General features: G+C 67.5%; 12 protein-coding genes. 5 read left to right on the top strand and 7 right to left on the bottom strand.

Annotation, left to right across the window (positions count from 1 at the left end; genetic code table 11):
- The first annotated feature begins 22 nt into the window (after positions 1-22).
- Both hemB and hemL read left to right on the top strand, forming a co-directional pair.
- The gene (hemB, locus tag NNX34_RS01215) at positions 23-1006 is read left to right on the top strand and encodes a porphobilinogen synthase (RefSeq protein ID WP_255764768.1); all 984 of its coding nucleotides are present in this window, start codon (positions 23-25) and stop codon (positions 1004-1006) included.
- Complete coding sequence (hemL, locus tag NNX34_RS01210) at positions 1006-2337, top strand: glutamate-1-semialdehyde 2,1-aminomutase (RefSeq protein WP_255764767.1); 1332 nt, start codon at positions 1006-1008, stop codon at positions 2335-2337. The genes hemB and hemL overlap by 1 nt, the downstream gene beginning before the upstream one ends.
- A gap of 80 nt (positions 2338-2417) precedes the next feature.
- Here hemL and NNX34_RS01205 read toward each other — a convergent pair whose 3' ends face one another.
- The 4 genes from NNX34_RS01205 to NNX34_RS01190 all read right to left on the bottom strand — a co-directional run bounded on the left by NNX34_RS01205 (position 2418) and on the right by NNX34_RS01190 (position 6123).
- Positions 2418-3257, bottom strand: coding sequence for a MetQ/NlpA family ABC transporter substrate-binding protein (locus NNX34_RS01205; protein ID WP_255764766.1), 840 nt, complete (start codon positions 3255-3257; stop codon positions 2418-2420).
- A gap of 125 nt (positions 3258-3382) precedes the next feature.
- A complete protein-coding gene (locus tag NNX34_RS01200) occupies positions 3383-4168 on the bottom strand; it encodes a methionine ABC transporter permease (RefSeq protein ID WP_255764765.1) in 786 nt (261 codons plus the stop codon).
- The gene (locus tag NNX34_RS01195; RefSeq protein WP_227918405.1) at positions 4165-5145 is read right to left on the bottom strand and encodes a methionine ABC transporter ATP-binding protein; all 981 of its coding nucleotides are present in this window, start codon (positions 5143-5145) and stop codon (positions 4165-4167) included. The genes NNX34_RS01200 and NNX34_RS01195 overlap by 4 nt, the downstream gene beginning before the upstream one ends.
- A gap of 255 nt (positions 5146-5400) precedes the next feature.
- Positions 5401-6123 carry a 3'-5' exonuclease gene (locus tag NNX34_RS01190; RefSeq protein WP_255764764.1) on the bottom strand — a complete coding sequence of 241 codons (723 nt, stop codon included), beginning with the start codon at positions 6121-6123 and terminating at the stop codon, positions 5401-5403.
- Between the two features lie 75 nt (positions 6124-6198).
- Here NNX34_RS01190 and NNX34_RS01185 point away from each other — a divergent pair, with 75 nt between their 5' ends.
- Genes NNX34_RS01185 through NNX34_RS01175 form a run of 3 tightly spaced genes read left to right on the top strand, consistent with a single transcriptional unit; the run spans position 6199 to position 13489 of the window.
- The gene (locus tag NNX34_RS01185; RefSeq protein WP_255764763.1) at positions 6199-6660 is read left to right on the top strand and encodes an MGMT family protein; all 462 of its coding nucleotides are present in this window, start codon (positions 6199-6201) and stop codon (positions 6658-6660) included.
- On the top strand, positions 6657-9962 hold the full coding sequence (locus tag NNX34_RS01180) for an ATP-dependent DNA helicase (RefSeq protein ID WP_255764762.1): 3306 nt from the start codon (positions 6657-6659) through the stop codon (positions 9960-9962). Before NNX34_RS01185 ends, NNX34_RS01180 begins: the two co-directional genes overlap by 4 nt.
- Before the next feature lie 2 nt (positions 9963-9964).
- Positions 9965-13489 carry an ATP-dependent helicase gene (locus NNX34_RS01175; RefSeq protein WP_370647234.1) on the top strand — a complete coding sequence of 1175 codons (3525 nt, stop codon included), beginning with the start codon at positions 9965-9967 and terminating at the stop codon, positions 13487-13489.
- 42 nt (positions 13490-13531) lie between these two features.
- Here NNX34_RS01175 and NNX34_RS01170 read toward each other — a convergent pair whose 3' ends face one another.
- From NNX34_RS01170 to NNX34_RS01160, 3 genes are read right to left on the bottom strand one after another with little or no spacing between them, the layout of a single operon-like run.
- Positions 13532-14221: a hypothetical protein gene (locus NNX34_RS01170; RefSeq protein WP_255764760.1), complete on the bottom strand. Its 690-nt coding sequence runs from the start codon at positions 14219-14221 to the stop codon at positions 13532-13534.
- Positions 14218-15156: an ABC transporter ATP-binding protein gene (locus NNX34_RS01165; RefSeq protein ID WP_255764759.1), complete on the bottom strand. Its 939-nt coding sequence runs from the start codon at positions 15154-15156 to the stop codon at positions 14218-14220. The genes NNX34_RS01170 and NNX34_RS01165 overlap by 4 nt, the downstream gene beginning before the upstream one ends.
- Positions 15153-15533, bottom strand: coding sequence for a GntR family transcriptional regulator (locus tag NNX34_RS01160; RefSeq protein ID WP_227918398.1), 381 nt, complete (start codon positions 15531-15533; stop codon positions 15153-15155). The genes NNX34_RS01165 and NNX34_RS01160 overlap by 4 nt, the downstream gene beginning before the upstream one ends.
- Positions 15534-15620: the final 87 nt, after the last annotated feature.

Raw genomic sequence — 15620 nt, 5'->3', positions numbered from 1 at the left:
ACCGGAAGGCAGAACCATCCCCATGAGCTTCCCCCAGCACCGTCCCCGCCGCCTCCGCACCACCCCCGCCATGCGGCGGCTGACCGCCGAATTCCGGCTGGATCCGGCCGAACTGATCCTTCCGGTCTTCGTCCGTGAGGGCATCACCGAGCCCAACCCGCTCACCTCCATGCCCGGCGTCGTCCAGCACACCATGGACAGCCTGAAGAAGGCTGCTTCGGAAGCGGCAGGGCTGGGCATCGGCGGCATCATGCTGTTCGGCATCCCCGCCGAGCGTGACGCCGTCGGCAGCGCGGGCACCGATCCCAACGGCATCCTCAACCGCGGCATCGCGGCCGTCCGCGGGGAAGTCGGCGACGACCTCGTCATCATGAGCGATGTCTGCCTGGACGAATTCACCGATCACGGACACTGCGGCGTGCTGGACGAACACGGTGTCGTGGACAACGACGCCACGCTGGAAATCTACGGCCGGATGGCGGTGGAGCAGGCCCGCGCCGGCGCGCACGTGCTGGGCCCGTCGGGCATGATGGACGGACAGATCGCCGTCATCCGCCACGCCCTGGATACCGCCGGTTTCACCGACGTCTCCCTGTTCGCCTACGCCGCGAAGTACGCCTCCGCGTTCTACGGTCCCTTCCGCGAAGCCGTGGACTCCCAGCTGAAGGGTGACCGTCGGACCTACCAGATGGACGCCTCGAACCGCCGCGAAGCCCTCCTCGAGGTGGAGCTGGACCTCGAAGAAGGCGCCGATATGGTGATGGTCAAGCCGGCCATGAGCTACCTCGACGTGCTGGCCGACGTGGCCGCCATGTCCCCGGTGCCGGTGGGCGCTTACCAGATCTCCGGCGAGTACGCGATGATTGAAGCTGCCGCCGCCAACGGCTGGATTGACCGCCGCCGGGCCATCGAAGAGTCCGTGCTGGGCATCAAGCGGGCCGGCGCCAACATGATTCTCACCTACTGGGCCACCGAGCTGGCGGCCTGGCTGAAGGAAAGCAAGTAATGTCCTCACCTGTCTCCTCGTCCGAAGAACTCTTTGACCGCGCCCGGGCCCTGATGCCCGGAGGCGTGAACTCCCCGGTCCGGGCCTTCGGCTCCGTGGGCGGCACGCCGCGCTTCATGGTCTCTGCCAAGGGCCCGTACATCACCGATTCAGAGGGCCGCGAATACGTGGACCTGGTCTGCTCCTGGGGTCCGGCGCTGGTAGGCCACTCCCACCCGGACGTCCTGGCCGCCGTCCACGCAGCCGTGGACAACGGACTGTCCTTCGGTGCGTCCACCCCGGCCGAAGCCGAGCTGGCGCAGCTGGTCATGGACCGCGTGCCCGGCGTGAAGCGCCTGCGCATGGTGTCCACCGGCACCGAAGCCACCATGACCGCCATCCGGCTGGCCCGCGGCTACACCGGCCGGAACCTGGTCATCAAGTTCGCCGGCTGCTACCACGGCCACCTCGACGGGCTGCTCGCCTCCGCCGGCTCCGGCCTGGCCACCCTGGCACTGCCCGGATCGGCCGGCGTCACCGAAGCGACCGCCGCGGAAACCCTGGTGCTGCCGTACAACGACGTGTCCGCCGTCGAAAAGGCGTTCGCCGAGCACGGCGCCAACATTGCCGCCGTGATCACCGAAGCCGCCCCGGCGAACATGGGCGTGGTCACTCCGGACGAGGGCTTCAACGCCGCCCTGTCCCGGATCACGGCCGAGCACGGCGCGCTGCTGATCCTCGACGAGGTACTCACCGGGTTCCGCACCGGACCGGCCGGCTACTGGGGCCTGACCGGCGGCGCAGCCGACGCAACGGAACCGTGGACGCCGGACCTGTTCACCTTCGGCAAGGTGATCGGCGGCGGCATGCCCGTGGCAGCCCTGGGCGGCCGGGCAGACGTGATGGATTACCTCGCCCCGCTGGGCCCGGTCTACCAGGCCGGCACCCTCTCGGGTAACCCGATTGCGATGGCGGCCGGCGTCGCCACGCTGAAGGCCGCCACCGCCGAGGTCTACGCCAATGTCGACGCCCGTTCCGCGGAGCTCTCCGCCGCAGTGTCCGCCGAACTGGACAAGGCCGGCGTGGACCACAGCATCCAGCGCGCCGGAAGCCTCTTCAGCGTCGCCTTCGGCACGTCCGCCACCGGCGTGCACAATTACGAACAGGCGCAGGCGCAGGAGGCCTTCCGGTATCGGCCGTTCTTCCACTCGATGCTCGACGCCGGCGTGTACCTGCCGCCGTCGGTGTTCGAGGCCTGGTTCCTGTCCGGTGCCCACGACGACGCCGCGATGAACCGGATCTACGCAGCGCTGCCGGCTGCCGCCCAGGCCGCGGCTGCGGCGCAGCCGTAAGGCCGGCCCGGCTTTTAGGGCAGTAAAAAACCCCGCACCTCCCCTTGAAACGGGAAGTGCGGGGTTTTTGTCGTCCTGCCCTAGAAAGCGGCAGTCACGTCGCCGTTCGGCCAGGTCTCTTCAATGAAGGCCTTGGTTTCGGGGGAGTGGAGCAATTCCTCGAGCTTGTCGATCCGTGCGTCCTTGTTGCCGGTCTTCCAGACCAGGAAGTTGGCGTACGGGTTGTCCTCGGCCGATTCCACCAGCAGGGCGTCGTCGGTGTTCAGCCCGGCTTCGAGGATGTAGTTGCCGTTGATGATGGCGAGGTCCACGGTGGGATCCCCCAGGTCGTTGACCAGCAGCTCAGGGTTGTTTTCCTGGAAGTCCAGGTTCTTGAAGTTCTGTTCCTCGGTGAGGGTCAGCACCGAGGAATCGTCGGCGATGTCCTTCACGAGGTCGGCCTCCTCAAGCATCTTCAGGGCACGGGCCTGGTTGGAGGGGTCATTGGTGACCATCACCCGGGCGCCGTCCCTGATGGAGGAGACGTCGTCGTGCTTATCGGAGAACGCCGCGTACGGCTCCACGTGGATGCCTGCGCCGTGCTCGAAGTCGTAGCCCTGCTTTTCCATCTGGGATTCCAGGTAGGGCAGGTGCTGGTAGAAGTTGACGTCGCTGTCGCCGTCGTTCAGGGAGATGTTCGGCGTGACGTAGTCGTCAAACTCCTGGATCTCGATTTCCAGCCCGGTGCCCTCGGCGAGGTTGTCACGGACAAACTCGAGGATCCGGGCGTGCGGGGTGGGGCTGGCGCCCACGGTCAGGGTTACCGGGTTTGCGGGGTCAAGGCTCTCCACGGCGCTGGAGGCGGAATCGGATCCACCGCAAGCCGTCAGCGCCAGGGCCGTAGCCACACCGGTGGCAACGAGGGTAAGTGCTTTACGCATCGAGTGCGTTCCTTTCACGTGACCCGGGAAGCGGAACTCCGCTGTCCGGGGAAGGTGCAGCTAGCGGCTACTGGCTGCAGATCCGGCAGCGCCGGGGCAGGGCCCCGTACTGCCGAAGACGGAGACTAGACAGAGGTCTTGTCGAATTCGCGGTCCGTGCCGGTCCGGGGAACGGCGGCGGCGTCGGTGACCGCAGCGGCCGGACGGCTGCGCCGGCCGGTGCCCGCGGCGGACCGGTGGTCCACCCGGCGGGAAACGAAATCGCCGGCAAGCTGGATGATCTGTACGAGGGCCACGATGATGATGATCGTGACCACCATGACCTGCGTGTCAAAGCGCTGGACGCCGTAGTTGTAGGCCAGCCGGCCGAGACCGCCGCCGCCGACAATGCCGGCCATGGCGGAGTAGCCCACGAGGGTCACCAGCGTGGTGGTCAGGGCAGCGACGAGGCCGGGCAGGGCCTCGCGCAGCAGCACCTTGGTGACCACCTGCATCTTGGTTGATCCCATCACCAGGGCGGCATCGATCTTGCCGCCGGTGACGTCGCGGAGCGCGTTTTCCACCAGCCGTGCGAAGAACGGGATGGTCGCGATGCTCAGCGAAACGGAGGCGGCCACGGGCCCGATTGAGGTCCCGGTGATGAGGCGTGCCAGCGGAATCAGGGTGACCATGAGGATGGCGAAGGGTACCGACCGGGTGATGTTGACGATGATGTCGCTGACAATCCGGTTGACGACCTTCATCGGGAGCAGGCCCCCGGGCGCACTGACGTGCAGGAACACGCCCAGCGGCAGGCCGATCAGCAGGGTGAAGAAGCCGGAGATGCCGACCATCTGGAGGGTTTCAAGCACGGCTTCGGGCAGTGCCTTGGTGATTCCGGGGTTGTCGAAGAGTCCGGTCAGGAAGTTCATGCTGCCACCTCCACGGTGACGCCCTGCAGGGCGAGGTATTCATGGACGGCGGCCATGTCGGTGTGCGTGTCCAACTGGATGCGCAGCCGTCCGAAGCGGGTGCCGGCCAGCAGCTCGACGCTGCCGGCAAGGACGTTTACATCGGTGTCGAACCGGCGGGTGAGCGCGGAAAGCACCGGGTCCGACGTGGTCTGGCCCGTGAACAGCAGCTCCAGGACCGGGCCGCCGGGCGACGGCGGCGTTACGGGTAGCGGGATCAGCTGTTTGGCCAGGCGGCCGCGCAGGTCGGAGGCAACCTCGCGCAGCGGGCCGTGTTCCACCACCCGTCCTGCCTCGAGCAGGGATACCGAATCGCAGATCCGCTTCACCACATTCATCTCGTGCGTGATGATCAGGACCGTCAGGTCCAGGCGGCGGGTGAGATCGGAGATCAGGTCCAGGATGTCGTCCGTGGTGCTGGGGTCAAGGGCCGAGGTCGGCTCATCGCACAGGAGCACATCGGGATCGGAGGCCAGCGCCCGGGCGATGCCCACGCGCTGCTTCTGTCCGCCGGAAAGCTGGGCGGGGTACGCTCCGGCGCTGCCTTCGAGGCCAACGAGGGCCAGCAGTTCCTTCACCCGGGCGTCGATGACGCTCTTCTTCGTGCCCACCAGCTCCAGCGGGTGGGCGATGTTGGCGGCGGCGGTGCGGGAGTCCATGAGGTTCGCGTGCTGGAACACCATGCCGATCCGGCGGCGGGCCGCGCGGATCTCGGAGTCCTTCACAGCGGTCAGCTCACGGCCGTCGATGGTGACCGAGCCCGACGTCGGCCGGTCCAGCAGGGTCAGGCAGCGGACCAGGGTGGACTTTCCGGCACCGGAGTGGCCGATGATCCCGTGGATCGAACCCTTGGGCACGCTCAGGCTCACGCCGTCCAGTGCAGTGACCATGCGGTCGCCCTGCCGGTAGACCTTGCGAAGGTCGGTAACTGTGATCATTCGTCCTCGTCATATGCGTTCAATGGCCGGACCGGAGCATGGGGAAGGGGGCACGGTTCTGTGCCGTGCCCAAATGCCGGCTGTGCGGAGGGTGCCTGCCAATCTCGTGGCGCGAGACGGTACGCGCGCGTAAGAACACGGGTCCGCCTGGGGCGCCATCAGCGCCAAACACAGTAACCAGTATCGCATGTTGGCCGCCGCGCTCCGGCCAAAGTGACGGCCCGTGAAGGAGCCGGGACGGCGGCCGCGGAGGGGTCAGGCCGGGTCGAGGACGGACCCGGGCGCGTGGTCCGGTGCGGCACGGAACGGCCAGCTGCCGTCGATCACGGCTTCCGGCTCCCGGCGCCGCAGGTATTCCTGGAAGCTGGCAGCCTGGCCTGCGGCCCAGCCGATCTGGGACTCGTGCAGGGTGCGCGCATCGCACTGCAGTTCCGGATACTTCGCGGCCATGACTGCCGCCACGGACAGGGTGGCGGCGACGTCGGCCGCTGAGGTGTGTGCGTTCTCGAACCCCACGCCGTAGTGCTCGGCCATGGCGGTGAGGGTGCGCTTGCCGCGGCGGAACCGGTCCACCTGCTTGTCCAGGATGTACGGATCGATAACGGGAACCGGATGGGGAGCCGTGAGGCCGAAGCGCTCGCATTCGCGGGCCAGGACCGTGAAGTCGTAGCAGGCGTTGAAAGCCAGGACGGGAATGCCGGCTGCGAACATGCCGGCCAGCACGTCGGCCACCTCGGCCGTGACGGCGGCAGGGTTCCCGCCCTCCGCCCGGGCGCGTTCATTGGTGATGCCGTGGATGGCTGCCGCCTCGGCGGGGATCGGGATCTCGGGGCAGGCCAGCCACTCGTGGTGCTGCAGGGTTTCGCCCCGGCCGTTGACCAGGATGATGGATGCGGTGACGATCCGCGCGGTCTGCGGGTCCCGGCCCGTGGTCTCCAGGTCGAAGGCCGCCCGGGGAAGTTCATGCCAGCTGTTCATGCCTCAAACCTATCGGGGAGCGGTGACATTCCCGGGATTGGCGGCGGCGCCGCCGGCGTCGGTACCCTACTGGATATGCGCAGGGACTACGCCGACGCGGTGCTGGCTGTGGCCGATCTCATACCGCCCGGGCGCGTGCTCTCCTATGGCGACATTGCCGAACTGCTCGACGCCGGCGGCCCGCGCCAGGTAGGCGCGGTAATGTCCGCACGCGGCTCCGAGGTGTGCTGGTGGCGGGTCCTGCGGTCCTCGGGACAGCCCCCGCGCTGCCATGAAGGGCGCGCCTGGGAACACTACCGGCTCGAGGGCACCCCGGTGCGCGGGACGGCGGACGATGACGGCGCGGGCTACCGGGTGCGGATCGAAGCCGCCCGCTGGCAGCCCGACGAGGCGGAATGGGACCGTTTGGACCGCCTGCGGACCGGTCTGCAGAACACCCAGCGGGCCGCCCCGGAGGCGCCGGACTCCACCGGCCGGCAACCACCGGCGGCACCGATATCAGGAATGTCGGAGGGACATGATGAAGTGGAACCATGAGCGTTGAACTCCAACTCGTCGGTCCGGCTGCAAGCGCGTTGTCAGCGCCCCGGCTCAGCGCAGACCAGCAGGCCGTGGTGGACCTGCCAACGGGCAGCGGTCCCGTGCTCGTCCTCGGAGCGCCGGGAACCGGCAAGTCCACCGTCCTGGTGGAAGCCGCCGTCGCACGGATTGAACGCGACGGGCTTGATCCCTCCCATCTGCTGATGCTCGCCCCCTCACGGCTTGCCGCTGCCGGCCTGCGGGATGCGCTCTCGGCACGGCTGCAGGGAACCCTGAGCACCGCGCCCGCACGCACCTGGGCCTCCTACGCCTTCGACCTGATCCGGCGCGCCAAGACCGAAGGCCGCCTGCCCTACATCACGCGGGCTCCGAAGCTGCTCTCCGGCGCCGAACAGGACGTCATCATCAAGGAACTGCTGGCCGGGCACGGACAGCAGGGGGTGCCGGAACTGCCCTGGCCGGACAGCCTGGACCTTGCCCTGGGGACCCGCGGTTTCCGGCAGGAAATCCGCCAGCTCTTCGACCGCGTCATTGAATACGGCATCTCCGCCGAGGAGCTGCGCGAGCTGGGACAGCGGCACGGCCGTCCGGACTGGGTGGCCGCCGCGGAACTCTACGCCGAGTACCGGGACGTCCTGGACCTGCGCATGCCGGAGTCCTTTGATCCGGCAGGCATCATCACGTCAGCCCTCAACATCCTGGACTCGGATCCGGAATTCCTGGCCGCCGAGCGGGAACGCCAGCAGCTGGTGCTCGTGGATGACCTGCAGGAAGCCAACCCGGCCATCCACAGCCTCTACGCGCTGCTCGCCGGCACCGGGGACTCCATCGCCGCCGCCTGCCCCGACACCGTGGTGCAGGGCTTCCGCGGCGCCCGCCCGGATCTGGTGGGCCAGCTGGGCAGGCATTTTGACGGCCGTCTCCAGACCCGCGTCCTGACCACCTCGCACCGGCTGACCGGTTCGCTGGCGGGAGCCTGGACCCGGACGGCCTCACGGATTTCCGTGGTCGGCCAGCTGCCGTCCTACCGCACCGCCGTGGCCGATGCCCGGTTTATCGGGAAAGCGCCGGCGCATGTTGCAGCCGACGGCGGAACCCCCGACGACGCACCGGGTCCCGACGCTCCGGAAGCCGATGCCGCTCCGCTGGCGGGTACTGCCGAGGCCCATGTAGTGGACACCCCCATGCATGAGCAGCGCTACGTGGCGCAGCGGATCCTGGAAGCGCAGCTGCTGCAGGGCCGTTCGCTCGAGGACATCGCCGTCATTGTCCGGACCGGTGCCCAGCTGGCTGCCCTCCAGCGCTACCTCACCGGCCAGGGGATCGAAGTCAAGGTCCCCGTCGCCGAGCGGGCGGTCCGCGATGAAGCCGCCGTCCGCCCGCTGCTGGACGCGTTCGCCGTCGTACTGGATCCGGACCTGCTGACCCCTGAGCTGGCGGTGTCCCTCCTGACTTCGCGCATCGGCGGTGCCAGCACGCTGGAACTGCGCCGGCTGCGGCAGGCACTGCGCCGGGAAGAACGCAGCGCCGGCGGCGGACGGACCAGCGACGTACTGCTGGTGGAGTCGCTGCTGGACCCGGAATCGGAATCCGGCCGGGCCCTTGCGGGCCTGAGCTGGGATGCCCGCCCGGCCGCCCAGCGCATTTCAGCCATGCTGGCCGCGGGACGGGCAGCAGTCCAGGAACCGGGAGCCACGGCGGAGACCGTCCTGTGGGCGTTGTGGTCCGTTTCCGGCTGGTCCAAACGCTGGGCGGAAACGGCGCTGTCCGGAGGCCCGGGTGCCTCCCGCGCGGACCGGGACCTGGACGCGATCATGGCACTGTTCCAGACCGCTGAACGCTACGTCGACCAGCTGCCAGGCTCCACCCCGGCCCAGTTCCTGGACTACCTCACCAGTTCAGAGCTGCCCATGGATACGTTGGCCGCCCGTGCCCAGCGCCGCGAAGCAGTGGAACTGCTCACCCCGGCCAGCGCTGCGGGCCGGGAATGGCCGATGGTGATAGTCGCCGGCATCCAGCAGGATGTGTGGCCCAACCTGCGCCTGCGCGGTGAACTGCTGGGTAGCGGCGAGCTGGTGGCGGCGGTCGAGCACGGCGACAATTTCAGGGCACACCGCAGCCCGTTGACACTGATGCAGTCCATCCGCTTTGACGAACTGCGCAGCTTCTCCACCGCCATTTCGCGTGCCCGCGAAGTACTGATCTGCACGGCCGTCTCGTCCGAAGACGAGCAGCCCTCGTCCTTCCTTGACCTCGTGGCGCCGCTGGAACCGGGGGCGGAAAAACGGCAGCGCACCGAAGTCCTTCGCCCCCACACCCTGCGCTCGCTGGTGGCCGAACTGCGCCGTTACGCCCAGCAGCCCGCGGAAGATCCGGAAGCAGCCGCCGAAGCCGTCCATCATCTGGGGACCATGCTGAACCACCCCGTTCCGGTCCCGGGAGCCCACCCGGAGCAGTGGTGGGGGCTCGCCCCGCTGTCCAGCACTGCGCCCATCCTGCCCCCGGACGCGCCGATCCCGGTGTCACCCTCCAAGGTCGACGCAGTGCTGAAGTCACCCCTGAGCTGGTTCGTCTCCGCTGCGGGCGGTGAGCAGGCCACCGACTTCGCCCGTTCCCTGGGCACGCTGGTGCATTCCATTGCGCAGGACATGCCCGACGCCGCCGGCAGCGAGTACGTGCAGGAGCTGCAGAAACGCTGGCCGTCCCTGGGCATGAAGGACAACTGGGAAGGCCAGATGGACTACCAGCGGGCCGAAACCATGGTCCGCAAGCTCGCCGAATACGTCATCACCATGCGCCGCAGCGGCCGGTCCCTCGTCGCGGTCGAAAAAGACTTCGAGGTGGAACTGCCGGTGGAGATCGACGGCGCCGTCCGCACCGCCCTGCTGCGCGGGCAGATCGACCGGCTGGAAGCCGACGAGCACGGCCGGCTGTTCATCGTGGATTTGAAGACCGGCAAATCGGCCCCGAAGAAGGACGACCTGCAGGGCCACCCGCAGCTGGCCGCCTACCAGGAGGCGGTGCGCGAAGGCGCGCTGCCGGACGCCCCTCCGGTGCCCGGCGGAGCCGCCCTGGTGCAGCTGGGCACCACGAACAAGGGTGTTTCCGTCCAGGAACAGCCGCCGCTGGATCCCGATGACACCACGGCGCGGGACATGGTCCGCAATGCGGCGGCGCTGATGTCCGCCGCGTTCTTCGAGACCGTCCACGACCCGGGCCGCAGCGGTTTTGGCGGGAACGGCTGCCGGCTGCCCGAAATCTGTCCCATCTGTGCTGAAGGAAAGCAGGTCACCGAGTGAGCGTGCCCGTAACGGTACCGGGGGAGCTGCCGGAAGCGGCGCCCGTCCCGAAGTACTCCGCCCGGGAGCTGGCGGAACTGCTGCACACCGATCCGAACTCGCCGGTGCAGTACCCCACCGAGGACCAGGCCGGAATCATCGAAGGTCCCCTCGAACCCCTGCTGGTCATTGCCGGTGCCGGGTCGGGCAAAACCAAGACCATGGCCGACCGGGTGGTTTGGCTCGTGGCCAACGAACTGGTCCGGCCCGAAGAGATCCTCGGGGTCACCTTCACCCGCAAGGCGGCCGGGGAGCTGGCCTCACGCATCCGGGCGCGCCTGAACCTGCTCTATCACCAGCTCGACGCCGGGCCGGGCGGTGCCGCGGATCCGGACACCGCCGGCGGCGGCGAGGAACGGATGGAGCCCAGTGTTTCCACCTACCATTCCTACGCGAACGGGATCGTGAACGACTACGGCCTGCGGATCGGCGTCGAACGTGATTCCGTCATGCTCGGCGGCGCGCAGTCCTGGCAGCTGGCCAATGAAGTGGTGGAAGCCTATTCCGGTGAGTACGAACACTTCACCGCAGCTAAGTCCACCCTGGTCGGGGCGGTGCTCCAGATGGCCGGCGAATGCTCCGAACACCTGCGCACCCCTGCCGAGGTCCGTGCCGAACTCGAAGCCCACGTCGCCGCGGTCACGGCCCTGCCGTACCAGTTCGGCAAGCCGAAGGAACCCACCCAGGCGGCCAGGAAGCTGATCAACCGCCTTCGCACGCGCATCTCCGTGACCGAACTGGTGGAAGCGTACCGGCAGGCCAAGGCGGAACGCCGGCAGCTGGACTTCGGCGACCTCGTGGAACTGGCCGCCCGGATTGCCGCCACCATCCCCGAAGCCGTGGAAATGGAGCGCGCCAAGTTCAAGGTGGTGCTGCTGGACGAGTTCCAGGACACCTCCCACGCGCAGATGGTGCTTTTCTCCAACCTGTTCGGCGACGGCCGCTCCGTCACCGCCGTGGGGGATCCGCATCAGTCCATTTACGGGTTCCGCGGGGCCTCGGCCGGGCAGCTGGGCACCTTCCGGGAGAAGTTCCCGCTGTTCACCGACACCGGCCGGGAACTGGCGCCGCTGGCGAACCTGTCCGTCGCGTGGCGGAACTCCACCTCGGTGCTGGCGGCTGCCAACACCGTCTCCACCCCGCTCAACGGGGTTGCCCCGTGGCTTAAGCACCAGCGCCTGCCGCACGTACCCGAGCTGCAGGCCAAGCCCCTCGCCCCCGTAGGCGAGGTGTATCTGGGCCGCTACCTCTGTGATGTCTCGGTGGAGCCGGGCAAGGGCACGCCGGAACGGATCCTGGGGGAAGCCGAGGCCGTAGCCGAGCAGGTGGCGTTCCACCGCAGCCGCAAAGCGGAGCTCGGCGGGCACGACGACCGCGGGAAGGAACTGACGCCCACGGTGGCGGTGCTGTGCCGGGGGCGGAAGCAGTTCGAACCGATACGCAAGGAACTGGAGCTGCGGGGGATTCCGGTGCAGATTGTCGGGCTGGGCGGACTGCTGTCCACCCCGGAAGTGGTTGACCTGCTCGCTGTCCTGCGGGTCCTGGGTGACCCGGGGCGTTCCGATTCGATGCTGCGGATCCTGGCCGGAGCCCGGTGGCGGATTGGACCGGCGGACCTCATGGCACTGGCTGACTGGTCCCGGCACCTGGTCCGCGTCCGTGAACGGGCCGTGCGGGTTGCCGACGCTGCGGATATCCACGGCCCGGACGAAGGTCCGGACCTTGTAGTGGAGGCGGACTTGGTGGAGGCCGGCAGCCTGGTGGAAGCCGTGGACTCGCTGCCGCGTCCCGGCTGGGTGTCCAACGCCGGAAGGTCCCTCTCCGAAGAGGGTCTGAATCGCCTGACCCGGCTGCGGAACGAGCTCCGGGACCTGCGCGGTTTTGTCGGCGAGGACCTGACCACGCTGATCGGGGAAGTGGAACGCCGGATCCTGCTTGACATCGAGGTCGCCGCCAAGCCCGGCGTGACCCTGCACGAGTCCCGGCGGAACCTGGACGCCTTCATCGACGCCGCAGCCACCTTCAGCTCGTCCGCCGAACGGGTGGATCTGGCCGCGTTCCTGGCGTGGCTGGAAGCGGCCAACACCGAGGAAAACGGCCTGCCCGTGACGCCGCTTGAGCCGAGCCGGGAAGCGGTCCAGCTCCTCACGGTCCATGCGTCCAAGGGCCTGGAATGGGACATCGTGGTGGTTCCGGGCCTGAACGAAACCTCGTTCCCCAATGACAAGGATTCGCGCTGGAGCAGCGGTGACGCCGCGATCCCGTGGACGCTGCGCGGTGACAGCCTGGACCTGCCGCAGTGGGACTGGGAACAGGTGGACCAGAAGTCCTGGCTGGAAAGCGAGAAGCTCTTCAGCGAAGATGCCAAGGGCCATGCCGAACGCGAGGAACGCCGGCTGGCCTACGTGGCGTTCACCCGCGCCAAGTCCGTGCTGATCTGCACCTCCTCCGCCTGGGGCGGGGGGCGGTCAAAGGCGTTGGGAGTGTCGCGCTACCTGCAGGACCTCTACGACCTGGAGCAGTCCGGAGCCCCGGGCTACCGGCTCCTGCACTGGGTCGCCACCGAAGATGAGGGGACAGAAAACCCGGCCAACGCCGAGGCGGAACGGGCGGTATGGCCGGTTGACCCGCTGGGACCGCGCCGGCAGGCGATGCAGGCCGCCGCAGAGGCCGTGCTGGAATCGGCCGGAAGCCGGGCGGCAAAGCCCCGGAACCTGAACGGGGCCGTGGGGGAGGGCCCGGGAGAAGAACGTCAGTCCGGGCAGGATTCCGGGCCTGCTGATACCGCCGCTGCGTCGCTGATCGGGCGCTGGAGCCGCGAAACGGAACTGGTGCTGGCGCGGCACCGTCCGCCGAACGAGGTGGTGCAGGTGGAACTTCCCGCCCACATTTCGGCGTCCATGCTGGTGGACCTGAAGGACAACCCGGCGGAGGTTACCCGGCAGCTCCGCCGTCCGGTGCCGAGGCAACCGGGCATGGCCGCCCGCAAGGGCACGGCCTTCCACGCCTGGGTCGAGGAATTCTTCGGTACCAGCGGCATGCTGGACATCGACGAATACCCCGGGGCTGCCGACGCCTATGTGGATGAGGCCTATCAGCTGGAGGACATGATTGCCACGTTCGAGGCCTCGGACTGGGCGCAGCGGACGCCGGCCTTCATTGAGGTGCCGGTGGAGACCAAGGTGGACACCGTCGTCGTCCGCGGCCGGATCGACGCCGTGTTCCAGGACGCGGACGGCACGTGGGACCTCATCGACTGGAAAACCGGCGCTCCGCCGTCGTCGCAGAAGCTCGATGTGCGCTCCGTACAGCTCGCCGTGTACCGGCTGGCCTGGGCACGGCTCAAGGGGGTTCCGCTGGAGCAGGTACGGGCTGCCTTCTACTATGTGGCCGCCGATAAGCTGGTGCGGCCGTACAACCTGGCGGGCGAAGACGAACTCGAGGAGATCATCCGGGAGGCAGCAAAAACCCCGTCCGCCGGATACTGATTCGGCGGACGGGGTTCGGGCGGTGGGACCGGTCGGGGAGGGTCAGGGAACGGCTCGCCGAAGCGTGGCGTAGGACGTGAGGGCAAGCAGCGCGCCGGCAGCCAGCAGCCAGCCGGCCAGGGAAAGCGGCGTCAGCTGCACTATCCAGGCGCCGACGGAGGGCCAGGCCTCCCGCCAGGTGATCAAGGCGATGACTCCCAGCAGGACGGCGCCGGCGCCCACCAGTGCTGCCGTGAGTCCAATCGTCCGCCAGCGCTTGTAGATGGTCGAACTCCAGAAGCCCAGGAGGAACAGCAGGATGGTGACCGCGAAATAGAAGAGGATCTGGGTGTACCAGGCGCCCTCGGCAATCCACGGGATGGCGAAGATGGCGCCCTTCATGCCCCAGCCGTCGGTTGCCTGCTCCACCAGGCCCAGTACCCAGTACAGGACCGCGAGAGCCAGGGCGACCAGGGAGAACAGGCCGATGGTGCCGATGTAGAAGGCTCGGCGGCTGACGCTGAGGGCCTGCGAGAAGGGGAAGAGCAGGGTCATGGCCTGGATGCCCAAGGCAAAGAAGTACCACATCACGGCCTGCCCGGAGCCCGAAATGACGTTCGATGCGTCGTCGGGGATCATCGCGAAGATGGCCAGCGAAATCAGCGTGGAGGCAACCAGGATAATCAGCGGGATCCACAGGTAGATCCATTTATTGGTCAGCTGCATTCGCGCCACGGCTACTGCACGGTTCATTGGAACGCCTCCAGGCTGTCTGTTGCCGCAGTGCCGGACGGCTTCTCTACGCCATCGGCCTGCAGGGTCTTGCGGACAATGAGTTGCTGCAGGGATACCGGGGTCAGCTGCAACCCAAGCTCTGCGGCTTCACGGCGCCCGGCGTCGTCCAGCCGATGCTCTACGGTCACCGAGGCAAGGGACCCCAGGGCTTCGCGGTGCAGCACCGGGTACCCGGTGATGAAGGCCTCGACGACGTCCGCAGTGCCGGTGATGGTTACGGCGCTGCCCCTGATGTTCTCTGCGTCGTCATTCAGGACAATCCTGCCGTTGTCGATCACGATCACGTGCTCCAGGAGCAGGGCGACCTCGTCGATCAGATGCGAGGAAAGCACGATGGTGCGGGGATGCTCTGCGAAGTCTTCAACCAACCGGTCGTAGAAAATCTGCCGGGCCACGGCGTCCAGCCCCAGGTAGGGCTCATCAAAGAAGGTGATTTCCGCCCGCGATGCCAGTCCGAGAACCACTCCGACGGCGGAAAGCTGGCCGCGGGATAGCTTTTTCAACCGGCGCTTGACCGGCAGGTGGAATTCCTCCGCGAGCGAGGCGGCGAACCCGGCATCCCAGTTCGGATACAGGAGCCCGGCGGATGCGAAGGCGTTGGCCGCGGTGAAATCGTCCGGGTACTTCTGCGATTCGCGGACGAAGCACAGCCGCCGCAGCACCCGGTCATTTTCGAAGGGGTGTTCTCCGAAGACCCGTACCTCGCCGGAAGACTCAAAGCCCTGGGCCGTGAGGATGGACATCAAGGTGGTCTTGCCCGCTCCGTTGCGTCCGAGCAGCCCGTAAATGCGGCCGCCGGAGATATCCAGGTCGACGTTGTCGAGCGCTAGCTGGTCCCGGTAACGGCGCGTAAGGTTCCGGGTTTCTATCACGTTCGTGGTGCCGGCAGTCATGGCGCCATGCTCCCTTCGGTGTCGACGGCGCTGCGCTGAATCAATCCGGCGAGCTGGGTGCCGTCAATACCCAGCTTCCGCGCTTCGATTGTCAACGGACGGACGTACTGCTCATAAAACTGTTCCCGCCGCTTTTTGAGGACGGCTTCCCTGGCTCCGGGCGCCACGAACATACCGATGCCCCTGCGCTTATAGAGGATTCCCTCATCCACAAGGAGGTTGATGCCCTTGGCCGCCGTCGCCGGGTTGATCCGGTAAAAGGCCGCGAACTCATTGGTGGAAGGCACCTGGCTCTCCTCCTTGAGGGTTTCGTCAAGGATGTCGCCTTCGACGCGTTCGGCGATCTGCTGGAAGATCGGCCTGCTGTCATCTATCAAAGCGGCTCCTGTGGTTTCGCCCCGGGGACGCACGTCCCTGGTTCGCTACTTACTTGGTTCATTACTGATGTAACTAACCTAGGGCAG

It is taken from the genome of Arthrobacter sp. zg-Y1116 (assembly GCF_024385485.1).
In the GTDB taxonomy this organism is placed as follows: Bacteria; Actinomycetota; Actinomycetes; order Actinomycetales; family Micrococcaceae; genus Arthrobacter_B.
This window is presented reverse-complemented; position numbering and strand designations above follow the sequence as displayed.